Origin of the sequence: Pseudomonas segetis, from assembly GCF_900188155.1 — a bacterium.
Lineage (GTDB): Bacteria > Pseudomonadota > Gammaproteobacteria > Pseudomonadales > Pseudomonadaceae > Aquipseudomonas > Aquipseudomonas segetis.
Genome location: NZ_FZOG01000001.1, coordinates 1162974 through 1185887 on the forward strand (window position 1 = coordinate 1162974; position 22914 = coordinate 1185887).

The 22914-nt window shown below is 54.7% G+C and carries 21 protein-coding genes and 4 tRNA genes; 16 read left to right on the forward strand and 9 right to left on the reverse strand.

What is annotated here, in order from left to right; all coding sequences use genetic code 11:
- Nucleotides 1-73 precede the first annotated feature (73 nt).
- A complete protein-coding gene (locus CHB79_RS05330; protein WP_089359102.1) occupies nucleotides 74-742 on the reverse strand; it encodes a Bax inhibitor-1/YccA family protein in 669 nt (222 codons plus the stop codon).
- A gap of 194 nt (nucleotides 743-936) precedes the next feature.
- Here CHB79_RS05330 and CHB79_RS05335 point away from each other — a divergent pair.
- The 7 genes from CHB79_RS05335 (at nucleotide 937) to CHB79_RS05365 (ending at nucleotide 4694) form a co-directional block, all read left to right on the forward strand.
- A tRNA-Ser gene (locus CHB79_RS05335) sits at nucleotides 937-1024 on the forward strand.
- Nucleotides 1025-1176: 152 nt separating this feature from the next.
- Nucleotides 1177-1821 carry a response regulator transcription factor GacA gene (gene gacA, locus CHB79_RS05340; RefSeq protein WP_089359103.1) on the forward strand — a complete coding sequence of 215 codons (645 nt, stop codon included), beginning with the start codon at nucleotides 1177-1179 and terminating at the stop codon, nucleotides 1819-1821.
- Entirely contained in the window at nucleotides 1808-3646 is a 1839-nt protein-coding gene (uvrC, locus tag CHB79_RS05345) for an excinuclease ABC subunit UvrC (RefSeq protein ID WP_029529346.1), read from the forward strand. Before gacA ends, uvrC begins: the two co-directional genes overlap by 14 nt.
- Nucleotides 3647-3676: 30 nt before the next feature.
- On the forward strand, nucleotides 3677-4237 hold the full coding sequence (pgsA, locus tag CHB79_RS05350; RefSeq protein ID WP_010678606.1) for a CDP-diacylglycerol--glycerol-3-phosphate 3-phosphatidyltransferase: 561 nt from the start codon (nucleotides 3677-3679) through the stop codon (nucleotides 4235-4237).
- A gap of 67 nt (nucleotides 4238-4304) precedes the next feature.
- Nucleotides 4305-4380: transfer RNA gene (locus CHB79_RS05355), tRNA-Gly, on the forward strand.
- 41 nt (nucleotides 4381-4421) lie between these two features.
- A tRNA-Cys gene (locus CHB79_RS05360) sits at nucleotides 4422-4495 on the forward strand.
- Nucleotides 4496-4607: 112 nt separating this feature from the next.
- Nucleotides 4608-4694: transfer RNA gene (locus CHB79_RS05365), tRNA-Leu, on the forward strand.
- Nucleotides 4695-4760: 66 nt separating this feature from the next.
- Here CHB79_RS05365 and mapR read toward each other — a convergent pair.
- A complete protein-coding gene (mapR, locus tag CHB79_RS05370) occupies nucleotides 4761-6170 on the reverse strand; it encodes a GntR family transcriptional regulator MpaR (RefSeq protein WP_089359211.1) in 1410 nt (469 codons plus the stop codon).
- A 65-nt stretch (nucleotides 6171-6235) separates the two neighbouring features.
- Nucleotides 6236-7651 carry a cytochrome c oxidase accessory protein CcoG gene (gene ccoG / locus CHB79_RS05375; protein ID WP_089359104.1) on the reverse strand — a complete coding sequence of 472 codons (1416 nt, stop codon included), beginning with the start codon at nucleotides 7649-7651 and terminating at the stop codon, nucleotides 6236-6238.
- Between the two features lie 312 nt (nucleotides 7652-7963).
- On the opposite strand from ccoG, the gene CHB79_RS05380 reads away from it, so the two are divergent.
- The 4 genes from CHB79_RS05380 (at nucleotide 7964) to galU (ending at nucleotide 11783) form a co-directional block, all read left to right on the forward strand.
- The gene (locus CHB79_RS05380; protein WP_089359105.1) at nucleotides 7964-8329 is read left to right on the forward strand and encodes a CidA/LrgA family protein; all 366 of its coding nucleotides are present in this window, start codon (nucleotides 7964-7966) and stop codon (nucleotides 8327-8329) included.
- The gene (locus CHB79_RS05385; RefSeq protein ID WP_089359106.1) at nucleotides 8326-9063 is read left to right on the forward strand and encodes an LrgB family protein; all 738 of its coding nucleotides are present in this window, start codon (nucleotides 8326-8328) and stop codon (nucleotides 9061-9063) included. Before CHB79_RS05380 ends, CHB79_RS05385 begins: the two co-directional genes overlap by 4 nt.
- A gap of 337 nt (nucleotides 9064-9400) precedes the next feature.
- Nucleotides 9401-10762: a UDP-glucose dehydrogenase family protein gene (locus tag CHB79_RS05390; RefSeq protein ID WP_089359107.1), complete on the forward strand. Its 1362-nt coding sequence runs from the start codon at nucleotides 9401-9403 to the stop codon at nucleotides 10760-10762.
- Nucleotides 10763-10943: 181 nt separating this feature from the next.
- The gene (gene galU / locus CHB79_RS05395; protein ID WP_087516843.1) at nucleotides 10944-11783 is read left to right on the forward strand and encodes a UTP--glucose-1-phosphate uridylyltransferase GalU; all 840 of its coding nucleotides are present in this window, start codon (nucleotides 10944-10946) and stop codon (nucleotides 11781-11783) included.
- 72 nt (nucleotides 11784-11855) lie between these two features.
- Here galU and CHB79_RS05400 read toward each other — a convergent pair whose 3' ends face one another.
- Entirely contained in the window at nucleotides 11856-12278 is a 423-nt protein-coding gene (locus CHB79_RS05400) for a VOC family protein (RefSeq protein WP_089359108.1), read from the reverse strand.
- 193 nt (nucleotides 12279-12471) lie between these two features.
- On the opposite strand from CHB79_RS05400, the gene gorA reads away from it, so the two are divergent.
- Genes gorA through CHB79_RS05415 form a run of 3 tightly spaced genes read left to right on the forward strand, consistent with a single transcriptional unit; the run spans nucleotide 12472 to nucleotide 14848 of the window.
- A complete protein-coding gene (gene gorA, locus CHB79_RS05405) occupies nucleotides 12472-13830 on the forward strand; it encodes a glutathione-disulfide reductase (RefSeq protein ID WP_089359109.1) in 1359 nt (452 codons plus the stop codon).
- 14 nt (nucleotides 13831-13844) lie between these two features.
- Entirely contained in the window at nucleotides 13845-14468 is a 624-nt protein-coding gene (locus CHB79_RS05410; protein WP_089359110.1) for a trimeric intracellular cation channel family protein, read from the forward strand.
- A 2-nt stretch (nucleotides 14469-14470) separates the two neighbouring features.
- The gene (locus CHB79_RS05415; RefSeq protein ID WP_089359111.1) at nucleotides 14471-14848 is read left to right on the forward strand and encodes a VOC family protein; all 378 of its coding nucleotides are present in this window, start codon (nucleotides 14471-14473) and stop codon (nucleotides 14846-14848) included.
- A gap of 52 nt (nucleotides 14849-14900) precedes the next feature.
- On the opposite strand, the gene CHB79_RS05420 is transcribed toward CHB79_RS05415, so the two are convergent.
- Both CHB79_RS05420 and CHB79_RS05425 read right to left on the reverse strand, forming a co-directional pair.
- Complete coding sequence (locus CHB79_RS05420; RefSeq protein ID WP_089359112.1) at nucleotides 14901-15629, reverse strand: DUF4198 domain-containing protein; 729 nt, start codon at nucleotides 15627-15629, stop codon at nucleotides 14901-14903.
- Between the two features lie 17 nt (nucleotides 15630-15646).
- Nucleotides 15647-17758 carry a TonB-dependent siderophore receptor gene (locus tag CHB79_RS05425; protein WP_089359113.1) on the reverse strand — a complete coding sequence of 704 codons (2112 nt, stop codon included), beginning with the start codon at nucleotides 17756-17758 and terminating at the stop codon, nucleotides 15647-15649.
- A 260-nt stretch (nucleotides 17759-18018) separates the two neighbouring features.
- Here CHB79_RS05425 and CHB79_RS05430 point away from each other — a divergent pair, with 260 nt between their 5' ends.
- Complete coding sequence (locus CHB79_RS05430; protein WP_089359114.1) at nucleotides 18019-18225, forward strand: hypothetical protein; 207 nt, start codon at nucleotides 18019-18021, stop codon at nucleotides 18223-18225.
- Nucleotides 18226-18350: 125 nt separating this feature from the next.
- On the opposite strand, the gene CHB79_RS05435 is transcribed toward CHB79_RS05430, so the two are convergent.
- Nucleotides 18351-19379, reverse strand: a complete 1029-nt coding sequence (locus tag CHB79_RS05435) for a DUF2955 domain-containing protein (protein ID WP_089359212.1) — start codon at nucleotides 19377-19379, stop codon at nucleotides 18351-18353.
- A gap of 40 nt (nucleotides 19380-19419) precedes the next feature.
- Complete coding sequence (locus tag CHB79_RS05440) at nucleotides 19420-20481, reverse strand: HlyD family secretion protein (protein ID WP_089359115.1); 1062 nt, start codon at nucleotides 20479-20481, stop codon at nucleotides 19420-19422.
- A 147-nt stretch (nucleotides 20482-20628) separates the two neighbouring features.
- Here CHB79_RS05440 and CHB79_RS05445 point away from each other — a divergent pair, with 147 nt between their 5' ends.
- Nucleotides 20629-21564, forward strand: coding sequence for a LysR family transcriptional regulator (locus CHB79_RS05445; RefSeq protein ID WP_010678622.1), 936 nt, complete (start codon nucleotides 20629-20631; stop codon nucleotides 21562-21564).
- A gap of 12 nt (nucleotides 21565-21576) precedes the next feature.
- Here CHB79_RS05445 and CHB79_RS05450 read toward each other — a convergent pair whose 3' ends face one another.
- Nucleotides 21577-22776 (reverse strand): MFS transporter, encoded by a 1200-nt coding sequence (locus CHB79_RS05450; RefSeq protein WP_089359116.1) that lies wholly within the window; start codon nucleotides 22774-22776, stop codon nucleotides 21577-21579.
- Nucleotides 22777-22914 lie beyond the last annotated feature (138 nt).

Below are 22914 nucleotides of genomic sequence, written 5' to 3' on the forward strand. Positions count from 1 at the left end.
TGGCGCGCCAAGATGCTCGCCATAGCAACGAAAAAGCCCGCACAAAGCGGGCTTTTTGCAAGCGTAGTGACTGTTAGTCGTCGCTACCCATGATGCCAAAGATCTGCAGCAAGCTGATGAACAGGTTGTAGATCGAGACATACAGGCTGATGGTGGCCATGATGTAGTTGCGCTCGCCACCATGGATGATGGCGCTGGTCTGGAACAGGATGCAGACCGACGAGAACAGTACGAAGCCAGCGCTGATCGCCAGTTGCAAGCCGCTAATCTGGAAGAAGAAGCTAGCAACCATGGCGCCGAGCAGGACAAAGAAACCTGCAGTGATGAAGCCACTGAGGAAGCTCATGTCCTTGCGCGTGGTCAGTACGTAGGCGGACAAGCCAAAAAACACCAGGGCGGTCATGGCAAACGCCGAGCTGACGACTTCCGCGCCGTTAGCCATGCCCAGGTAACGGTTGAGGATTGGCCCAAGGGTGTAACCCATGAAACCGGTCAAGGCCAAGGTCGAAACCAGGCCCCATGGCGAGTTGCGTAGTTTTGCCGTGAGGAAAAACAGGCCATAGAAGCCGACCAGCACAACAATGAAGTTGGGGTAGGCAACGTTGGCGCGCTGTGCCAAGAAAGCGACCAGGCCACTGAAAGCCAGGGTGATTGCCAGCAAGCCGTAGGTATTGCGTAATACGCGGCTTACTTCCTGTTGCTCGACCTGCGTGTGGTCGATTGCGTAATTTTGTTGTTGCATGGCCTCACTCCTAATAAAAAACCATTGGTTCCGTAAGCGATACTGACACCGATATTAGCACTGTGTTGAAAAAAAACGCTTCAGAGAGTTTGACAGCGTGTTTCGTTCGGGTAAGATTGCCGCCCGCAGTCAGGGAGAAGTACATTAACCAGAGTTAATGTGTTGATCTTAAACGGAACTGCGTATGCAATATTGGAAGCGTGGCCGAGTGGTTTAAGGCAACGGTCTTGAAAACCGTCGATGGGAAACTGTCCTAGAGTTCGAATCTCTACGCTTCCGCCATCTTTTGGCTCAAAGAGCAAGTGCCAAACAAGCGCTTGCTCTTTGAGCTGCGATTCACCACGCTAGAGATAGCGCACGCGCTTTATAGGCAGGGCTGCCAGACAGATGAAATGGACCGCTGTATCATGCGGCAAGTATAGCGAGGTGTCCCATTGATTCGAGTGCTAGTGGTTGATGATCATGACCTGGTTCGTACCGGAATCACCAGAATGCTGGCTGATATCGAAGGTCTTGCCGTAGTCGGTCAAGCTGAAAGTGGTGAAGAAGCAATACTCAAGACCCGTGAGCTTAAGCCTGATGTCATTCTCATGGACGTCAAGATGCCGGGCATTGGTGGTCTTGAAGCCACGCGCAAACTGATTCGCAGTAATCCAGACGTCAAGGTTGTCGCCGTGACGGCCTGCGAGGAAGACCCGTTCCCCACGCGCTTACTGCAAGCTGGCGCTTCAGGCTACCTGACCAAGGGCGCAGCGCTGGACGAGATGGTGCAGGCAATCCGCATGGTGTTCGCAGGGCAGCGTTACATCAGCCCGCAAATTGCCCAGCAGCTGGCGCTGAAGTCATTTCAGCCGCAAAGCAGCAACTCTCCATTCGATTTGCTTTCAGAGCGCGAAATCCAGATCGCCTTGATGATTGCTGGCTGCCAAAAAGTGCAGAGCATTTCCGACAAGCTTTGCTTGTCGCCGAAAACAGTCAATACCTATCGATATCGCATTTTCGAAAAGCTAGCCATTACCAGTGACGTCGAACTGGCTTTGCTGGCCGTTCGCCACGGCATGGTCGATGCATCCCAGTAATGAGCATGGCGCTTTTGATTCCAGCGCTTTCCTAGCTACCTGCAGCGGGCGTCCCGGGGTTTACCGGATGTCCGATGCCGAGGGCAAGCTGCTTTACGTTGGCAAAGCCAAGAACCTGAAAAGTCGGCTGTCCAGCTACTTTCGCAAAACCGGCTTGGCGCCTAAGACAGCGGCGTTGGTGGCCAGGATTGCGCAAGTTGAAACCACCATTACCGCCAATGAAACCGAAGCGCTGCTGCTTGAGCAGACACTCATCAAGGAGTGGCGACCGCCGTATAACATTCTTCTGCGAGACGATAAGTCCTATCCTTATGTGTTTCTCTCGGATGGCCAGTTTCCGCGGCTCAGTATTCATCGCGGAGCCAAAAGGTTTAAAGGTCGCTACTTCGGCCCCTATCCAAGTGCCGGGGCCATTCGTGAAAGCCTGGGCTTGTTGCAGAAGACGTTTCTGGTTCGCCAGTGTGAAGACAGTTATTTCAAGAATCGTACCCGGCCATGCCTGCAATACCAGATCAAGCGCTGCAAGGGGCCCTGTGTCGGTCTGGTCGAGCCTGAAGAGTACGCCGAGGACGTTCGTCACTCAGTAATGTTTCTCGAAGGGCGCAGCAATGCGCTCACCGGCGAGCTGTCCACGGCCATGCAAAAAGCATCCGAAGAGCTCAATTTCGAACGGGCAGCCGAGCTTCGCGACCAGATATCACTGCTGCGCCGTGTGCAAGACCAGCAAAGCATGGAAGGCGGTACAGGTGATGTCGACGTGGTCGCCAGCATCGTGACCCCGGGCGGTGCCTGTGTGCATCTGATTACGGTGCGGGGCGGACGGGTGCTGGGCAGCAAAAACTTCTTTCCACAGGTCGCCATCGAAGAAGACAGCAGCGCCGTAATGCTGGCGTTTCTCTCGCAGTATTACCTGAGCAGTCACGAACGCGATTTGCCAACCGAGCTGATCGTCAATGTGCAGAATGAAGATTATCCAACGCTGATAGCTGCCATTGAGGCGTCGCGCGGCCGTGAACTTGCCATTAGCTATCGGGTGAGAGCAACGCGCGCGCGCTGGCAACAGTTGGCGGTAACCAACGCTGAGCAGGCGTTGAGTGCGAGATTGGCCAACCGCCAGCATGTCGCGGCGCGCTTCGAGGCATTGGCCGAGGCGCTCAAGCTTGATGAGATCCCCCAGCGCCTCGAGTGTTTTGATATCAGCCATTCAAGCGGCGAGGCGACGGTCGCGTCATGTGTGGTGTTCGGCCCTGAAGGCCCGCTTAAGTCGGATTATCGGCGCTACAACATTGAAGGCATAACCGGCGGCGATGATTATGCCGCTATGCACCAAGCGCTTACGCGGCGTTTTAGCAAGGTAAAGGACGGCGAGGGCAAGCTGCCGGATATCCTGCTGGTCGATGGCGGCAAGGGCCAGTTGGCCATGGCTCGTGAGGTGCTTGAGGAGTTGGCGGTGCCGGAGTTGATTCTCCTGGGCGTGGCAAAAGGTACGACCCGTAAGCCAGGCCTGGAAACCCTCTACCTCAATGATGCTGCCCATGAATTTACCTTGCCCGGTAATTCGCCCGCGCTGCACCTGATTCAACAAATTCGTGACGAGTCTCACCGTTTTGCAATTACCGGCCACCGCGCCCGTCGCGGCAAAACCCGGCGTACCTCAACGTTGGAGGGGGTTGCTGGCGTTGGGCCAAAGCGTCGGCGTGAATTGCTCAATCATTTTGGTGGCCTGCAAGAGTTGTCGCGTGCGAGTATCGAAGAAATTGCTAAATCCCCCGGCATTAGCAAAAAGCTTGCAGAGCTCATTTATGCGGCATTGCACAGCGAGTAGAATGCCGGCTCACCCTGAACAGTCGTGCTGATGAATATCCCCAATCTGCTTACAGTACTTCGTGTACTGCTGATCCCTATTTTTGTGCTGCTGTTCTATCTCCCGTTTTCATGGAGCTATTGGGCGGCGAGCATTGTCTTTTCCATCGCTGCCATCACCGACTGGCTGGACGGTTACCTCGCGCGCCTGTGGCAGCAAAGCACACCTTTCGGGGCATTTCTGGACCCTGTGGCCGATAAGCTGATTGTAGCCGTGGCCTTGGTGCTGCTGGTTGCCGAGCACAGCAATCTATGGCTTACCCTGCCGGCGGCAGTGATTATCTGCCGTGAAATCGTTGTTTCGGCACTGCGCGAGTGGATGGCAGAGATGGGGGCAAGGGCCCATGTGGCGGTATCGAACCTGGGCAAGTGGAAAACAGCTGCGCAAATGGTTGCATTAGTCATACTGCTGGCCAATCCACCGTTGATTACCGCCTGGGTTGCTTTCGGCTACGGGCTGTTGATCGTTGCGGCGGTTCTAACTTTGTGGTCGATGGTGCACTACTTGTTGGCGGCCTGGCCCCATCTGAGCCCTTCAGTGGAAAAGAAATAAACTTTTTTGAATCAAGGGGTTGACGTCGGGCGCGGAACATATAGAATGGCGCCCGTCGACAAGACAAGCGGGAATAGCTCAGTTGGTAGAGCACGACCTTGCCAAGGTCGGGGTCGCGAGTTCGAGTCTCGTTTCCCGCTCCAGTTTTTCAACGGGCCGTTTATAGCGGCCCGTTTAGTTTCAAGGCTGAGTAGCAGAGTGGTTATGCACCGGATTGCAAATCCGTGAACGCCGGTTCGATTCCGACCTCAGCCTCCAAATAGAAAGCCTCGTAGATCAATGATTTACGAGGCTTTTTTATTGTGAAATAGGGACTTGCGAGGCCTGCCTCTGCTGTATATAGTCCTCAACCACGCAAGATACCAACACCGCCCCGATGGTGAAATTGGTAAACACAGCAGACTTAAAATCTGCCGACCGAAAGGTCTTGCCGGTTCGATTCCGGCTCGGGGCACCATCTTCGATACAAAAAGCCCCGTTGAGCTAACTGCTCAGCGGGGCTTTTTGTTGTGCCGCGCAATCTTTAAAACGAGGCAATTATCCTGCCGAGCGTGGCCATTGCGTCTTCGCTGCGTGAGGTCCAGGGATGACCGCAGTTCAAGCGTGCGCAGTTGCCGAACTGGCGGTTGGCGGAAAAAATAGGCCCGGGGGCCAAGCTGATACCTTGGGCCAAAGCCAGCTTGAACAGGCGCAGCGAGTCAACCTGCCTGGGAAATTCAAACCACAGAAAATAACCGCCAGACGGGCGACTGACGCGGGTTGTAGCGGGAAAGTGCCGTGCAGCCGCGGCAAGCATTGCGTCCTGTTGGGTTTCCAGGCTGTGCCTGAGTTTACGCAAGTGTCGGTCATAGCCTCCGTGCTGCAAATAATCTGCAAGCGCCGCCTGGGCGGGCACCGAGGGCGATATTGTGGTCATCAGCCGCAGGCGACTGACTTGCTGGGCGAAGCGTCCAGCCGCTACCCAACCAATGCGATAGCCAGGTGCCAGGCACTTGGAAAAGGATCCACAATGCATGACCAGGCCATCTTCATCATAGCTTTTGACCGGGCGAGGCGGTCGTGCATTGAAACTCAGTTCGGCGTAGACATCATCTTCAATCATGGGCACCTGGTGCTGTTTTAGCAGCGAATAGAGCGCTTGTTTTTTAGCATCGCTCATCGTTGCACCCACCGGGTTTTGCAGGCTGCTCATAAACCAGCAGGCTTTGACCGGCAGGTTCGCCAGGCTATGCGCCAAGCAGTCGAGATCGATGCCGTCACGGGGGTGGACCGGGATTTCAACCGCCTTGAGCTTGAGTCGCTCCAGTACCTGCAATGTGGCATAGAACGCCGGGGCCTCAATGGCAACCAGGTCGCCAGGCTGGGTGACGCATTGCAGGCATAGGTTCAGTGCCTCCATCGCGCCGTTGGTAATAACCAGCTCCTCGACCGGCAACATCACGCCACTGAGCATATAGCGAAGGGCAATCTGCCTGCGCAAGTTGGGATTGCCTTCGGTCATGTCGGCAATGATTGCGCTGGCAGGCATGGTGCGCAGGGTTTGAGCCATGGAACGTGCCAGGCGCTCGAGTGGGAAAAGATCGGGCGATGGAAATGCCGAGCCAAAGGGAACAGTGTCCGGGTCCTTGAGTGAACCCAGCACCGAAAAGACCAGGTCGCTGACATCAACATCTGTGGGGTTGGCCTTTTGATGAATGGCTTCCGGTTCAGCAAGCGGCTGCTGGGCCTGCTCCCGGACAAAGTAGCCAGAGCGGGCACGGGCCTGGATCAGGCCTCGGTCTTCAAGCAGGTAATAGGCTTGAAATACCGTGGAAGGACTGACGCCGAATGTCCTGCTGGCGTGGCGCACCGAAGGTATGCGTTCACCCGGTATCAACACCGAGCTACGTATCAGCTCTGCAATTTCGTCCGCGACTTTTTCGTAGCGTTTCATAGTGTTCTGAATGCCGGTGGTTAAGGTCTCATACTTTACTGGCAGCGCACTGTGCATGCGATTGCTCAGCGAACTACGGGCGAAATAAAGGTGCTTCCAGTGCTGACTTGCTGCTTGGGCATCTCCATATTGGTTACCACAAAGCTCAGGTGTTCGGCGCTTTTAACTGCCTCGGGCTTGAGCAAGACAACACTGATTGGCATATCAACAATCTCTCCGGGGGCGAGCTTGATCTGTTGTGGGCCCAGCAGGGCAAATGAGGAGTTGTCGCCGAGTGCGATGGCGTAACGTTGAGGCTGCTGGGTTTTGTTGATGATTTTCAGGCTGTAGATATTTTCGATCTGCCCTTGGCTGTTTTCACGGAACATAGCGCGATCCTTGCTGACGTCCAGCGAGATCAGCGCACGCGCCTGCAAGGCCCAGGCGAAACCGACAATCATCAGCAGTAACACAACCGCATAGGCAACAAGGCGAGGGCGTAGCAGTCGGGTCTTTGCGCCATTTAGTGCGCGCTCGGAGCTGTAGCGTACCAGTCCGCGCGCATAGCCCATCTTGTCCATGACTGTGTCGCAGGCATCGATACAGGCACCGCAACTCAGGCAATTGAGTTGCAGACCATCACGAATATCGATGCCGGTGGGGCAAACCTGGACGCAGATTGTGCAATCAATGCAGTCCCCCAGTCCCTGGGCTTTGGAGTCAGTGCCCTTGCGTCTTGGGCCACGCGACTCGCCGCGTGCGCTGTCATATGAGACCACCAGTGTATTGTCATCGAACATGACACTTTGAAAGCGCGAATAGGGGCACATGTCCAGGCAGACTTTTTCACGCAACCAGCCCGCATTGATATAGGTCGCTGCGGTAAAGAACAGCAACCAGAACGCGGTGGAGCCGTCGATATTCAATTGCAGGCTGTCGATTATCAATTGCCGTATAGGGGTGAAATAGCCAACAAAGGTCAGAGCTGTTGCCAGGCCCACCGCTAACCACAGGACGTGCTTGATCGTGCGTCGCAGTAACTTGTTGAGCGTGACTGGTGCGGCATCCAGCTTCAGGCGCTGATGACGTTCGCCCTCGGCAAATTGCTCAATCCGCATGAATATCCAGGTAAATACACTCTGCGGGCAGCTGTAGCCACACCAGACGCGTCCGGCAAAAACTGTAATAAAGAACAGCCCGAAAGCGGCGATGATCAAGATGGCGCAGAGCAAAATAAAATCCTGGGGCCAGAACGTAGCGCCGAAAATATAGAATTTTCGACCAGCAAGATCCCACAACACCGCTTGACGATCTCCCCAGTTCAACCAGGCTGTGCCGAAGTAGAGCAGGCACAAAAAACCGGCGCCATAGAGACGCAAGTTTCGGTAAAGCCCAGTAAAGCTTCGGGTATGGATGGGGCCGCCGGCTTGCGCAGGGGTAATGCGCAGCGGCGAAGATGAATCGATGCTGTCGATTATCGTGACGGGGATGCGGTCGGTCATGGCTAGCGCCTCACAGGCTGTATTTCAGGCGAGGGCTATGATCAAGATACTTCTGTACTGATAACAGACTCAGTTTTTTAAATAAAATACATATCAGATGGGTCGTCATTGACGTTGAATGCGGCGCAAGGGCCTTGAGTCGTACTTGCTCCAGCGCAAACAGAAGTTGGTACAGATCGATATCCGCCTGGAAAACTGATCTGCTGGTTTTTATTGCTTCTGAGTCTGGCTAGCTGGGCGGGGCTAGGCCATAGTGGGCGTTTCACTGCTTCATGCCGCCCGGCAAAGCACATGAACAATAAGGAGAGCGCTGTGTTATTGAGAGGTCTGACCTGGTTGGTGATGTTCCAGATCCTGGGGGTTGCCATCAACCACGCATTACTGCCAGCGCTGCCAGGCGCGATTATTGGCTTGCTGCTTCTGCTGGTATTTCTCCTGGTTCGCGGCAAGGTCGATGAGTCGCTCAATACAGCCGCCAATACGCTTCTACAATATTTGCCACTGCTGTTGGTCGTGCCTGCCACCGGCATTATCACCAGCAGTCAGGCGTTGCTTGATAACTTGCTGCCCATTGCCGGGGCATTGGTTCTGTCGTTGTTCATAACCGTTCCGCTGTGTGGCTGGTTGATGCAAGCCCTTGCGCGCAGGATTGAGCGTCGCCTGGATGGCCGCTCATGATCAATGCATCCGTTGATAACACTTGGTTGGTAGTTCAGCAGCATCCTCTGTTTTCAATCGGCCTGACATTGATTGCTTTTCAGCTGGCCCTGGCGCTCTATCGGCGTACCGGTTGGCTGGTACTGCAACCGGTATTGGTGTCCATGCTCATCGTGGTAACAACCTTGTTGTTGCTCGGTATCGACTACAACACTTACCGCGAGGGCGCAGCGCCGATTGCATTGTTGCTTGGGCCGGCGACAGTTGCGCTTGCCGTGCCCTTGTATCGTAACCTCAGGCGCATTCAGCTGCTGTTCTGGCCAATAATCCTGACAATTGTTGTCGGTGGCGTCTTTACCTTGCTGCTGACCCTGACCATTGCCCATTTGCTGGGCGCTGACCTGCAAATACTGCTGACCTTGGCTACCAAGTCGGTCACCATGCCGATTGCCATGTTGGCGGCAGATCAGATTGGCGGCATTGCTGCGTTATCGGCGGTTTTTGTCATGATCACGGGCGTTGTTGGCACCGCAATTGGCCCCACTATGCTGCGTTGGGTGGGGGTTGATCATCCAGCTGCACGGGGCATGACATACGGCATGAATGCACACGCGATTGGAACGGCTAGGGCGCTTGAGGAAGGTGAGGAGTGTGGGGCGTTTGCCGCCCTGTCCATGAGTTTGCTCGGCGCATTGACGGCGGTGTTTTTGCCGTTGTCCGCAACACTGTTGGTCTGGTTGTATAGCAGCCAATAGTGCAGAAAACTCGACAGCCACTGTGTGACTGAGCAAATAGTTAGCAAAAAGCCCGCCGAAGCGGGCTTTTTGCTGATGGGGCTGATCCTTCAGCTGTACCGATCATACGATTTATTTATGAAAATTTCGTGAAAAACTTGGCAAAAAAATGAATCTAAAGGGAACTTTTTGCCATTAATACGCCATCAGAGTCCAAATTGATCAATTTATAGACATTTTTTATCGGAGCGCTCTGCAACAACCATTCAAACACCTTGTCATCGCATCGACATATGCCGGTCACGGACTTGCCATTGAAGTTCGCTCAAATCGTCGTGACTGCCAAGGAGAGATGACGATGCGGATTTGCGTGATCGGAGCTGGTTATGTGGGCCTGGTTTCAGCAGCATGTTTTGCTGAAATGGGTAATCAAGTTACTTGCATAGAGCGAGACAGCGAGCGCTTCCAGCTGCTTAGTCAGGGGCGGGTGCCTATATATGAGCCGGGCCTGGAATCATTGATTGCTGCGCACTTGAACAATGGCCAGTTGCGTTTTACCCAGGATTTCGCTGAAGGCATCAGCCAGGCCCAGGTGATCTTTATCGCGGTGGGAACACCAAGTGGGGAGGATGGATCAGCTGATCTGTGTCATGTGCTCAATGTCGCCGAAGAACTGGGTCGCCATATCCAAAGTCGCTGCTTGATCGTTGATAAATCCACGGTTCCGGTCGGGACCGGCGAGCGGGTTGCCCAGCGTATTAATCGTCAGCTTGCTGCTCGCGATAAAAAATTCCAGGTCAATGTGGCCAGTAATCCTGAGTTCCTGAAAGAAGGCTCGGCGCTGGATGACTTCATGCGGCCAGACCGCGTCATTATCGGTTGTGATGACGGCCAGGACACCGAAACCTTGCGCCGTCTGTACGCGCCTTTTATTCGCAACCACGAGCGCTTGCTGTGCATGAGCGTTCGTGCAGCAGAGTTTACCAAATACGCCGCCAATGCATTTTTGGCGACCAAGATCTCATTTATCAATGAGATGGCCGGGCTCTGTACGCGCCTGGGGGTGGATATCGAAGAAGTGCGCCGTGGCATCGGCAGTGACAAGCGAATTGGTACGCATTTCATTTACGCAGGATGCGGTTACGGCGGCTCTTGCTTCCCGAAGGATGTACGCGCACTGATTCGAACAGCCGAGCAAGAGGGCATAGAACCAGGCATCTTGCGTGCGGTCGAGGCTCGCAATGCTTTGCAGAAAACCCTGCTTTTCCAGGCGTTGCGTGAACATTTTTCAGGGTTTATGCAGGGCCGTGTCATCGCTATCTGGGGCTTATCCTTCAAGCCTGGTACCGATGATTTGCGCGAGGCGCCGAGTCTGGTGCTAATTGATGCATTACTGGCTGCCGGGGTAACGGTGAAAGCCTGTGATCCGGTCGCTACCTCGGCAGTAGCCATGCGCTATCAGATGGAACTGCAAGCAGGTCAACTGAGTCTAACTGATTCACCCTACACCGCAGCTCAAGGTGCTGACGCACTGGTACTGGTGACTGAATGGAAGCAATTTCGCCAACCGGATTTTGCGCGAATACGCGGCATGATGCGCATGCCCGTGCTGTTCGACGGACGCAATATCTACGATGCCAGGCAACTTGCAGAGCTGGGTTTTTTATATCGAGGCATCGGCAGGCCACAGCTAGGCAGTTGTATGGTTAGCGCGGCCTGATAGACTAAGAGAGCCTCTGAAAAACTACTGCGCTAGATATTACTGCGTTAAAAAAGTGCTAAAAATGCTCATTTAGGCCACTAAACTCCGCTTTTTCGCACTTTTTTGCCTTGTCCTATCGTCGCTCGTTACCTTTTTTAGAGGTTCCCAAGGTGCTTTTAATAACTCTAAATGGAGTCCCATGATTAAGAAATGCTTGTTCCCTGCAGCCGGTTACGGCACACGTTTTCTCCCGGCCACCAAAGCCATGCCCAAGGAAATGTTGCCCATCGTGAACAAGCCGCTGATCCAGTACGGCGTCGAAGAGGCGCTAGACGCTGGCTTGTCAGAAATTGCAATGGTCACAGGGCGCGGCAAGCGCTCGCTCGAAGATCACTTTGATATCAGTTACGAACTTGAACACCAGATCCGCGATACCGACAAAGAGAAATACCTGGTCGGTATTCGTCGTCTGATCGATGAGTGCACCTTCTCCTATACCCGCCAGGTCGAGATGAAAGGTCTTGGCCACGCGATCCTCAGCGGCCGCCCCTTGATTGGTGACGAGCCCTTTGCGGTAGTTCTGGCCGATGACTTGTGCCTCAACCTTGAAGGTGACGGCGTTCTGGCGCAGATGGTCAAACTGTACAACCAGTTCCGCTGCTCGATCGTGGCAATCCAGGAAGTGCCAGAAGATGAAGTGCACAAATACGGCGTAATCGCTGGCGAAATGATCCGCGATGACATCTACCGTGTTAACAGCATGGTGGAAAAACCGAAGAAAGAAGATGCGCCCACCAATATGGCAATCATTGGTCGCTACATTCTGACGCCCGATATCTTCGACCTGATCGAACAAACGGAGCCAGGCAAAGGCGGTGAAATCCAGATCACCGACGCCTTGATGAAACAGGCCCAGAATGGCTGTGTGCTGGCCTACAAATTCAAGGGCCAGCGCTTTGACTGCGGTGGAGCTGAGGGCTATATCGAAGCCACCAACTTCTGCTTTGAACACCTGTATAAAACGGGTAAATCCAAATAATCTACAGCCTCCAGCCGTAGATCAATACCGTAAAAGACCTCCGCTAGCCCAGCTGGCGGAGGTCTTTTGCATTCAAGGTATTGGCATCTGCTCTGAACCAGGGCCAAGCGGCTGGCCATAACTGAACTCAATGTAGTTGCCACCCGGATCAACAACGCCGCAGTAATAGCCAACAGGATAGGGCTCGTCACGAGGCTCCCATATCAGGCACCCAGCAGCACGCGCCTTGTTGGCGAGCATATCGACCTGCTCGCGACTTTCAACGGCGAAACCGAAGTGAGAGTAATCAGTCGCAGCCAACTGGCGCTGCTGGCCGCCGGGCATCATGACCAAGATAAACTGGTGCTCTTTACCAGGCTCAGCCATCCACACAATACGTGAACCTTTGCCAGCCCTTTGGTGGATGACGCCCATGGCGCAAAACTCGCGATAGAACTCAATACAGGCGTCCAGATCGGGAACATGCAGGGCTATGTGGGTCAGGGTTGGGTGCATAAATCCTCCTCCAAGCATTGTTTAAGCCTAGGCGCTTGCAGCAATTTTGCAGGCGCCGGCTCCGGCACCGGTCAGCGACTTGTACCTGGGCGAGCCAAGTCTTTTAGCCTCAATAATGCCGGCTTTGTCAGTTTTACGGCGTCTTTCCAGCGTTTGGCTGGGTTATGATTGGGCCTTTCTAAGGAGGGTAGTCATGACTTACGACTTTGATCTTTTTGTAATCGGTGCGGGGTCAGGCGGTGTCCGTGCAGCTCGGTTTTCAGCGGGTTACGGCGCCAAGGTAGCGGTTGCCGAAAGTCGTTACCTGGGTGGTACCTGCGTTAACGTCGGGTGCGTACCCAAAAAGTTATTGGTCTATGGTGCCCACCTTGCTGATGAATTCGAGCAGGCCAAAGGCTTTGGTTGGAATGTTGGCCAGCCATCGTTTGACTGGCCAACTTTGATCAGCAACAAGAATCGTGAGATCGATCGCCTTAACGGGGTTTATCGCAACCTGTTGCAAAACAGCGGCGTTACGCTGCTTGAAGGGCATGCGCGCATGCTCGACGATCATCATGTCGAGCTCGATGGCAAGCGCTACAGCGCCAAGAACATCCTGATCGCCACCGGTGGCTGGCCAAGCATTCCTGATATTCCAGGGCACGAGCATGCCATTGGCTCAAATGAAGTGTTCTTCCTGGATCAGTTGCCCAAGCGCGTGATTGTTGTCGGCGGCGGCTATATTGCGGTTGAATTCGCCTCTATCTTCAATGGCATGGGCGCACAAACGACCCAGTTGTATCGCGGTGAGTTATTCCTGCGTGGCTTTGACGGTTCAGTGCGCAAGCATTTGCAAGAAGAGCTGACCAAGAGTGGCATTGACCTGCAATTCAATGCCGATATCAAGCAAATCGAAAAGCAGTCCGATGGTAGTTTGTCGGTCACCTTGAATGACGGCCGCACCCTGGAAACTGACTGCGTGTTCTATGCCACGGGGCGGCGTCCAATGCTGGACAACCTCGGCCTTGAAAACACCTCGGTCAAGCTCGACAAGCGCGGTTATATCGAGGTTGATGAACACTACAAGACCACGGCTCAGTCGGTCTTTGCGATCGGCGATGTGATTGGACGCGTCCAGCTAACCCCAGTTGCCTTGGCTGAAGGCATGGCCGTGGCGCGCCAGTTGTTCAAGGCCGATGAATACCGCAGCGTTGACTATCAGATGATTCCAACGGCGGTATTCAGCTTGCCGAATATTGGCACCGTTGGCATGACGCAAGAACAGGCACGCGAAGCAGGGCACGAACTCAAGATCTACGAAAGTCGCTTCAAGCCCATGAAACTGTCCCTCGGCGACTCAACTGAGCGCACCTTGATGAAGCTAGTGGTTGATGCTGATTCTGATCGGGTTCTGGGCTGTCACATGGTTGGCCCTGATGCCGGTGAGATCATCCAGGGCTTGGCCATTGCGCTCAAGGCCGGCGCGACAAAAGCGATCTTCGATGACACCATTGGCGTCCACCCCACGGCTGCAGAAGAGTTTGTCACCATGCGCACAGCTGTTTCCGAGTAATTGCAGCAGTGACCATGGCGCAGTTGTTCTACGCCGCCGACCTGTTTGGCGTGGCCGTATTTGCTATTACGGGCGCGCTTATGGCTGGGCGCAAGTCGATGGACCTGTTCGGTGTACTGGTGATCGCAATCATCACAGCATTGGGCGGCGGCACATTGCGAGATGTGATTCTCGGCAATCATCCTGTGAGCTGGATTCGTGATGACACCTATATCCTGGTGGCGTCAATTGCAGCGGTTGGTACCGTGGTTTGGGTCAGGCTAACGCAGCCGATTCACGAAAAAGGCCTGCTGATCGCCGACGCATTTGGCCTGGCGGTGTTCACAGTCTACGGCACTGAAGTGGCGCTCCAGCATGAACTTCAGCTCAGTACGGCAGTGATAATGGGGGTTATTACCGGCGTCGCAGGCGGCGTGATGCGCGACATCATCTGCAATGAAATACCGCTGATTTTCAAGAAAGAAATCTATGCCACCGCGTGCATTGCCGGCGCCTTGGTGTTTATTGCGCTAAGGGCGCTAGCGACGCCGCCCTGGCTCGACACCGGGGTGGCCATGCTGACGGTTCTGGCCACGCGCCTGGCTGCCATTCGCTGGCATTTCTCGCTGCCCAGGTTCCACCTGCTCGATAGGGATTAACCATGATTGAACGCCTGGATCACTTGGTCTTCACCGTTGCCAGTATCAACAAGACTGTCGATTTCTATACCCGTGTACTGGGCGTGCGTCATGAAACCTTTGGCAAAGGGCGCAGTGCTCTGGTCTTCGGCCAACAGAAATTCAACCTGCATGAGCTGGGTAAGGAGTTTGAACCCAAGGCCAGGTTACCAACTCCGGGGGCCATGGATTTGTGCTTGATCACCAGTTGGCCAACCGACAAGGTGCTGGCACATTTGGCGGAGCAGGGCGTGGTTGTCACCGAGGGGCCGGTTAAGCGTACAGGTGCGACCGGGCCAATTGAGTCGTTGTACTTTCGTGATCCTGACGGCAACCTGATTGAAGTCAGTCATTACCTCTAAGTTGCCAAGAATGATTCTGGCACCTGAACCCAGGCACCAGAATCATCACCACTTACTCGTGATGGGGCGCACCGACAAAAGTCAGTGACGTGAAAAACCCCTGCTCACTGATATCAGGGTTGTTGGCCACTGGCACCACAGTTTGTGCGGCAATGACGTTCAGTCCCTGGTTCCTGACGATAACCTGGGCGCGACCTTGGGCGTCAGTTTCAGCGCTGATCTCATCGGGGGCGCTGCGGTAGTCTCCAATCAACTTGACCCCAGCCAACGGCTTGCCGTTGAGCTTGACGATCACCGGCAGCGGTTTGCCCGGCCCGACGCCAAGCGGGTCTGCTTGCGGCACAATCACCAGTTTCAGGCGATCAAGTGCTGGCAGTTTAGCGCCTTCCTGGTAGATCGCCAGGCTGTATTTGAATGTCTGCAGCGAAGCAATGGCCCCCGGTACTTTCGAACGGCCCTGGTTGATCCATTGCTTGTCGGCAGTTTGTGACCACATGCCGTTATCCAGCGCCACGGCCATTATGGCGGGAGGGCTTAGTGGCACTAACCGTGCGTGATCACTGAGCCGCTCTACGGTGACAGGAATCATCTTGCCCTTTGTGTTGTAGGCCCAGGCTCCACTGATCTTGCTGGCTTTAAAGGCGTTATCTTCGGCCCCGTGGCCGTAGACCGTTTCGATATTGCCGCGCCGCTGTTCGGTCCATAGACCATGGGCGATGGCTTCGTTGGCAAAGATCAGCCCGAACAGTGAAAGCGATACGGCTGTAAGTGTGCGATGCATGTGAAGTCCTTAAAGGGCTAGAGGTTTAGCGACAGGCTCAGGCTGAAATTACGGGGCGCGCCGGGAGCAACCCAGTAGCTGCTGTACGAGCGTTCGTAATAGTTTTCATCAAAAATATTGTTGAGGTTGAGGCCGACAGTGAGGTTTTCACTGGCTTTGTAATGGGCGAGCAAGTCAAGGGTCTGATAGGCATCAAGCTCAAAGTCAGTGCCTGCTTCGCCAGAACGGTCGCCGACATAGCTGTAGGCCGCGCCAATATCCGAGCCGCGCAGCAGGCCATCCTGAAACTCATACACCGCCAGAACACTGCCGCTGCGTTTTGCCACGCCAAGCAGCGAGCTGCCGGTCGGAATATTGGCATCGCCCTTGGTGACTTCGGCATCGATATAGGCAAAGGCACCAATCACCCGCATGGCGTCGCTCAATTGGCCGGCGAACTGGATATCCATGCCTTGGCTACGCGCTTTACCAATCGCCCGGCTTGAGTCGGTGCTGGGGTCGAGCGCAAGCACGTTTTCCTTTTCTATATGAAATGCCGCGATGGTTGCGCTCAGGCGGTCATCGAACAGCTCGGTCTTGAAGCCCAGCTCATAGCCAATGCCTTCTTCCGGATCAAAGGCCTTGCCCCTGGCATCCAGGCCATTGTTGGGTTTGAAAGAGGTCGAAGCATTGGCAAATACGCCTATTTCAGGCGTCAGTTGGTAAAGCAGGCCTGATCGGTAAGTTATTTCATCGTGGCGCTGTTCACTGCTGGCGTTGGCGGCGTAGTCATCTATCTGTTGCTCGACGTGTTCAAAGCGCGCACCGATCAAGCCTCGGAGTTTTTCACTGAAGACAATTTGATCTTGCAGATTCAACGCCTGGCTTTTTACCAGCAGATAAAAGTCAGAACCGCTGCGGGCGCCGTCCGGCTTGGGCTGGCCGTATATTGGATTGTAGATATCGATAGCGTAAGGGCTGCCAGCGATAGTAGTGACACGCTCATTCTTGCGGTAGTTTTCATACTCGGTGCCGATCAACAACTCGTGCTGCCAGTCGCCGCTATCAAACAAACCGCGCAGCTCAAGCTGGGTAACGCTGTCATGCCAGTCGTTATCGCGTTCACGATAGCGGCGGTTGACTGAATGACCGTCGGCGTTCAGTGGGCGCGATTCGCTGGCGAAACCGGAGAGTTCACCTTGCTTGTAATGACTCGCCAGGCGCAGGGACCAGGTCTCGTCGAGGTGATGCTCAAGCGCGGCCTGGATCATGTTGTTGTCATTGTCGATGTCACCGTCATTGGGTTCACCGAGGAAGGTTCTGCGTGACAGGCCGCTTTTATTCATTGTCGGCACCACAATGCCGCGGTCGAAGGTTGAGCTGTGCCGCACGAATTCCGTTTCGACGAGTAGCTGTGTGTCTGGATCAATCTGCCAACTGAAGGAAGGGGCAATGAACAGGCGTTCGCTGCCGACATGGTCACGAAAGCTGTTGTTGTCCTCTACTGCGATATTGACCCGCGATAACAGGTCGCCTTGCTGGTCAAGCGGTGTATTGACGTCCAGGGTCGTACGGTACTGGTCCCAGCTTCCTGCACTGGCCTGCAGTTTGGTAAAGGCTTCAGCCTGCGGCTTTTTGGTAACGATATTGACCGTACCGCCCGGGTCCCCACGGCCATATAAACTGGCCGCGGGACCTTTGAGCACCTCAATACGCTCGATATTGGCCGTGTCTGGGGTAGTGGGATAGCCGCGGTTGGCGCTGAAACCATCCTTGTAGAACTCTGAAGTGGCAAAGCCGCGAATGCTGTACTCGTATAGGGTCAGGCCACCGAAGTTATTCTGTTTGGATACGCCGCCAGCAAAGTCCAGGGCGCGCTCGACATCAGAAGTGTTGAGATCTTCAAGCACCGAGGAGGGGATCACACTGATTGCCTGGGGAATATCTCTGATCGCGGTATCCGTCTTGGTGGCGCTTGCAGAGCGGGTTGCCTGGTAGCCGTCGACCGGACCTGTGGCTGATTCATAGTCGAATTCAGAGGTAATGGTCATGGCCTCAAGTTGCAGTTGGTCTTTATTTTCCTCAGCGAAGCTGGCATCGCCGAACAATCCGATGGTTAGCCCGGCCATGCAGGCAATTTTGCGCGACATTACATCTCATCCTTATGCAAGATGTAACAGTATAACGTTTCTATTGCTGCAGAATGCCATCAGTCGCAAGTAACTGAATGTTTCAGTGTTTTAACCCAATCGGGCAATAGCAGAGGCGAGGGCGAGGTTGGTGGGAGGGTACTTAAAGTGACTGTTGCATATCAGGTAATAGTAATTTGCTAGATTGCTGGTTTTTCAACCTATGACCACTCAATAAACTGACTACCTATCCAGACGTATTATTGCTCGAGGGTCATGAAATGAAGCCGTATCTGATTTTTGCAAGCACGTTATGCGCATTTGCATTTCTTTTCTCGCAAATTAGCCAAGCTGAAGAGTCTGCAAGTTTTGTTGCGCGAAATGAACGAGTGCAGGCGCAAGCCAATAACAATGCTCAGCGCGAGACGCTAGCCAAGCAATCTCAAACCGTCAGCAAAAAGCAGTCTGAAACCACTAAAGACAGCTGAGACTCAGTGACTTCGAGACGTTGATTGTTTTGCTCCCGCCCCTTTGTCGACGTCTTTCTTGACCGCTCATTCAGAGCGGTTTTTTTTGGCCCGAAATCCGCAGCCATTGGCGAATGCCTGACTCCTTAGTGGCTGAAGTGGCGGGTGCTTGCGAAACAATTGAGCAGGCGATGCAGGATAAACACGCTGAACAGGGTCAGCAGCACCGCAATGCAAACGGAACTCAAACGGTACAGGGTTGCATACATAATGTCGTGATCAGGCGTCAGCGATTGACCAAACAAAATAGCCAGTGTGGTCAGTGCGCCGAAGCCTATGCCCGGCACGCCGTTCTCGAGCATATGCCAGCGTGCGCAAAACATTGCCGCAATCCATACCAGCAGCACCACCAGCGGCAACACATCATGATGGTTGTAAAGCAAAAGCATCATCAGCAAGGCAATTGTACAGCCCAACAATGTGCCCACGGCTCGCACCCGACCGGCAAAATGTACGCCTTTCCAATGCATCGGAAATAAAACCAGGATGCTGGCAACCTGAGCGGACAACGAGTCATGCAGGTTGAGGCTCTGGAACACCATGAACGACAGCGTAGCCACTGTTGCTCCCAGCAATGCTTCGTGGCGGCGACTGGGTAGGTCCTTGCTGACCGGTTGGCGCGGCGCTCGTGGCTCAACGTCGGGAAACAGATAGAACATCAACCCGGCGATTGCGCCAGCCAGAAAAATTGCGCAGCTGTTGTACCAGAGCATGTCGATGACATTGGTTTGCGGGTAGCTGGCGAAATTCAGCTGTATGGAAAGAAATACCGAGCCGAGCGCGCCGAATAAAAACAATGGACCTTTGGCCATCAGCGCAAAGCGATAGAAAAATAGCAGAAACACCAACGGCACCATGAGCAGGGGGCGTCCGCCGAACAGCCCATAGAGCAGGGCGACTTCCAGGCTGACGACGAGCCCCTGGGCAAAGAACTGGCGGATCAGGTGCGCGTTGAGCCTGGGAACCAGCCCCAGTAGCAGCATCGGGTAAACACAGAAGAACGAGCCATATTCCAGGTTCAGCAATTTACAGATCAACAAGGCCAGGGCACCGCCTGTGGCTATGCGCAGGCACTGGCGTAAATCGTTGTCGCTCAATGGCTGGTGGCCGTGCATGACGCTGACATCGGCAGAGCTGGTGTCAGTAGACCTGGCATCAGTAGACATAGTGCAGCCAACTGATCATGCGGATTTGCAGCCTGGCAATGCCCGCAACGAAAGCGTTGTCGAGCGGAATCAACTGAACAGTGGCCTTGGCCCCAGTAGGTAAAGTGAAGGGTAATCCTTGATCGAGCTGTAGATGCAAGCGTTGGCGCTGGGCATCACGCACCCAGCGTTCCGACTGTACCGGCGCGGCCAACTGGCCATTGGCTTCAATCTGGCCTTCGCGCACACCGGCATCGATATGCCCGACTCTTGCATTGAACAGCTCTCCTGGCCGGGCGTCGAACACCACCACCGCCGGCGTTTTAGGTTCTACATAACGCAGGGCTTTCTCACGGAAGTCGGCAATGATGTCGATACTGTCTTCAACCATCGCGGCAACGGGCGCACCAGCAGCAACATAGGTGCCAGGTCTGAGTTGCAGGTTGCTGATCACGCCGCTGTGCTGGGCGCGGACCTCGGTGTATGCGAGGTTCAAACGAGCCCGGCGCAAGGCATTGCGCGCTTGGCGAACACGCAGGTTGTCATTGCCGTTAGTGCCGCGGCGGGCTTTGAGTTCTGTGATCTTGGCTTGGGCAGCACTGACTTGCGCCAGTGCTGAAAGGTGTTGTGCCTCAAGGGTGTCGTAGGCCTGGCGCGAAACCAGCTGGCGACCGATCAAACTGTGCATGCGCTTGCTTTGCGCGGCCAGGTCAGTGGCTTTAGCCTTGGCGGCGCTGACCTCAGCCTGGGCCGCCTTGAGCTGGGCATCAAGCTCCATGTTGTCCTGTTGCGCCTGCTCGACAGCCAATTCGGCCTGGCGGACCTCCACTTCAAAGGGCTGGGCGTCGAGTCGAAATAACAGTTGGCCGGGCTGCACATGTTGATTGTTGAACACCGCCAGTTCACTGACCTGTCCTGATACCCGCGGCGCGATCTTGAGTACTGAGCGGGTCAGCTTGGCTTGTGGTGTCAGCGGCATACTCAGGTCAGCGGTCAGAAAATATATGAAGCAACAGGTCAAGGCCGCAATTGCGATTTGTACCCAGCGGGCAAATCGTTGATCCGGAGTCATTAACTACCTCAATAAGACACATTGGATGGGCGGACATTCAGCGCAGGGCGCAAATCCAGTCGAGCAAATGGTCTAGTATATTTTCTGTTGATTAATGTAAAAATAAGCGAAATGTGCAAAGCACAATTACGTGAAAGGTAACAGTAGATGGATGTTTTCCAGGCAATGCGAGTTTTTGCCAGGGTGGTGGACTCGGGCAGCTTCACTGCGGCAGCGCAGGTACTTGATCTCTCAACCGCCCAGGTATCGCGACTGGTTTCTGAACTTGAGAGCCATCTGCAAGCCAGGTTGCTCCAGCGCACCACGCGGCGTCTGCGCCTGACCGAAGTGGGCAGCCGCTACCTCGAACGCTGCCGGCAAATACTCAATGAGATAGAGGATGCCAACGCCGAAGCCAGCGGCGCGCACTTGATGCCACGAGGACGATTGAAGGTGCATTCGATCACCGGGCTTGGCACCCAGCTTTTGGCGCCACTTGCCGCGCGCTATTGCGAGCTGTTCCCCGAGGTGCACATCGACATGACCCTGTCTCAGTTCCACCCGGACCTTATTGATGATGGCCAGGATGTGGTCTTTACCATGGCCCGCGAGTTGCCGGATTCGGAACTGGTAGCGCAATTACTGGGCTGTAACTACAGCGTGTTGTGTGCGGCGCCATCTTATCTTGAGCAGTGGGGTATTCCACATACACTGGATGACCTGGCCGAGCATCGATGCCTGCGTTTGATCGATCCTGTGTTCGGCGACAGCTGGACCTTCAATGACAATGGTGTTGAGCGCGCAATCAGCCTCGGCGAAACCTTCCAGGTCAATGTTGCCGAGGCGATGGCCCAGGCGGCAGCGGCAGGCATGGGCATTTGCCTGCTGCCGGACCTGGTTGCGGCCAAGGCCTTCCAGCAGGGCAAGTTGGTGCGGGTGCTGGTTGAACACCGGCTGCATGAGCGCGGGGTTTATGCGCTCTATCCTTCACGACGATTTCTAGATGCCAAGGTGAGGACCTGGGTCGAGTTCCTCAAGGAGCAGATACCCCAGGCCTTCGCCAATAATCGAGCGGTAGTGGAAAACCCTGCATACTGGGCCTGATTGTGTGTTGGTTCAGCGGCTGGAACCGTTGCGCATCATCAACAAGGCCATGATCACGCCGCAGGCTGCAATAAGCGTGGCGATAATGCCCAGGGACTGCAAACCAAACTGGCTGATGCCAAGCCCACCCAGAATGGCGCCAAAACCAATACCTGCGTTCGCCGCAGAGATATTCATGGTTGCAGCCAAGGCTTGAGCCTTGGCTCCGGCCTGCATCACCCGGACCTGACACACAGGGAACAGCGCCGTGTAGGCAATTCCCCACGCTGCCAGTGCAAGGACCAACACCCAAGTTGTTGCTGCGAATGGGATGGCCACCAACATGCCAGCGCCCAGCACCAGCAGAAACAGCACCATGGCGCCCAAAGGTGTACGGTCGACCATGTTGCCGCCCAGGTAATTACCGATCATGCCGACGGCGCCGAATGCCATCAACCACCAACCGACCTGACTTTCCGGTATTTCAGCCAGGCGCTGCAGAACATCGGCGAGATAGGTGTAGGCGCTAAACATCGCGGTAAAGGCCAGGACTGACAACAGCACATGAGCAATAAAGCGTGGGTTGCGCAGAATCTGGGTCTGTTTTTCACCCGGGTGTTTTGTCGGCGAGCTAGGCAGAGTTGGCATCAACAGGTGCATGAGCAGGGCGATCAACAAGGAGATCCCCGCCAATATCCAGAAACTACCGCGCCAACCTACTGTATCGGCCGCCACAGTTCCCAGCGGCACACCGAATACAAGGGCGGCGCTAATTCCCAGATAGACCCTGGCAACTGCCTTGCCCGCCATGCCAGGGCCTGCCAGCTGCCCGGCCGTTTCACTTGCGGTACCCCAGAAAACCGGCAAGGCCAAGGCTGGAATAAAACGGGCCAGGGCCAAGACCCAAATGTTGGTTGCCACAGCTGCAAGCACATTGGCTGCCGCAAACACCAAGAGAATGATGCTGAACAGTTTCTTGCGTTCAACATGAGCCAACCTGGCGGTTAGCACGGGGCCGAAAAGCATCACGGTGAAGGCGAACAGTGTCACCACCTGACCGGCCAGGGTGATGGAGATATTCAGATCACGCGCCAATGATGGGAGCAGGCCGACAATCAGAAACTCGGTGGTGACAATAATAAATGCCGCAATTGCCATAATCAGGATTTGCACGCCAGTACGAGACTGGCTGGCATTGGCATGCGGGACATGCGCGACTGCAACGGGGGGCATTGTGTTACTCCAGTGGTGGGTGCATCTTGCACCAGGCTGTTTTTCGCGCTTATGGATCGCCGCCTGGTTAAAGATCGCCTAGCTTATTAGAGAATTTTGCGTATATTCGTGGCATTAATTACCAAGTGAGTTGAATAT

Coding starts and splice junctions, on each gene's coding strand:
- CHB79_RS05445 (WP_010678622.1), top strand. CDS start 20,629: ATGGATGTTTTCCAGGCAATGCGAGTTTTTGCCAGGGTGGTGGACTCG.
- uvrC (WP_029529346.1), top strand. CDS start 1,808: ATGCATCCCAGTAATGAGCATGGCGCTTTTGATTCCAGCGCTTTCCTA.
- CHB79_RS05410 (WP_089359110.1), top strand. CDS start 13,845: ATGGCGCAGTTGTTCTACGCCGCCGACCTGTTTGGCGTGGCCGTATTT.
- CHB79_RS05450 (WP_089359116.1), bottom strand. CDS start 22,776: ATGCCCCCCGTTGCAGTCGCGCATGTCCCGCATGCCAATGCCAGCCAG.
- ccoG (WP_089359104.1), bottom strand. CDS start 7,651: ATGACCGACCGCATCCCCGTCACGATAATCGACAGCATCGATTCATCT.
- pgsA (WP_010678606.1), top strand. CDS start 3,677: ATGAATATCCCCAATCTGCTTACAGTACTTCGTGTACTGCTGATCCCT.
- CHB79_RS05330 (WP_089359102.1), bottom strand. CDS start 742: ATGCAACAACAAAATTACGCAATCGACCACACGCAGGTCGAGCAACAG.
- galU (WP_087516843.1), top strand. CDS start 10,944: ATGATTAAGAAATGCTTGTTCCCTGCAGCCGGTTACGGCACACGTTTT.
- CHB79_RS05415 (WP_089359111.1), top strand. CDS start 14,471: ATGATTGAACGCCTGGATCACTTGGTCTTCACCGTTGCCAGTATCAAC.
- CHB79_RS05440 (WP_089359115.1), bottom strand. CDS start 20,481: ATGACTCCGGATCAACGATTTGCCCGCTGGGTACAAATCGCAATTGCG.
- CHB79_RS05425 (WP_089359113.1), bottom strand. CDS start 17,758: ATGTCGCGCAAAATTGCCTGCATGGCCGGGCTAACCATCGGATTGTTC.
- gorA (WP_089359109.1), top strand. CDS start 12,472: ATGACTTACGACTTTGATCTTTTTGTAATCGGTGCGGGGTCAGGCGGT.
- CHB79_RS05430 (WP_089359114.1), top strand. CDS start 18,019: ATGAAGCCGTATCTGATTTTTGCAAGCACGTTATGCGCATTTGCATTT.
- CHB79_RS05400 (WP_089359108.1), bottom strand. CDS start 12,278: ATGCACCCAACCCTGACCCACATAGCCCTGCATGTTCCCGATCTGGAC.
- CHB79_RS05385 (WP_089359106.1), top strand. CDS start 8,326: ATGATCAATGCATCCGTTGATAACACTTGGTTGGTAGTTCAGCAGCAT.
- mapR (WP_089359211.1), bottom strand. CDS start 6,170: ATGAAACGCTACGAAAAAGTCGCGGACGAAATTGCAGAGCTGATACGT.
- CHB79_RS05420 (WP_089359112.1), bottom strand. CDS start 15,629: ATGCATCGCACACTTACAGCCGTATCGCTTTCACTGTTCGGGCTGATC.
- CHB79_RS05435 (WP_089359212.1), bottom strand. CDS start 19,379: ATGCACGGCCACCAGCCATTGAGCGACAACGATTTACGCCAGTGCCTG.
- CHB79_RS05390 (WP_089359107.1), top strand. CDS start 9,401: ATGCGGATTTGCGTGATCGGAGCTGGTTATGTGGGCCTGGTTTCAGCA.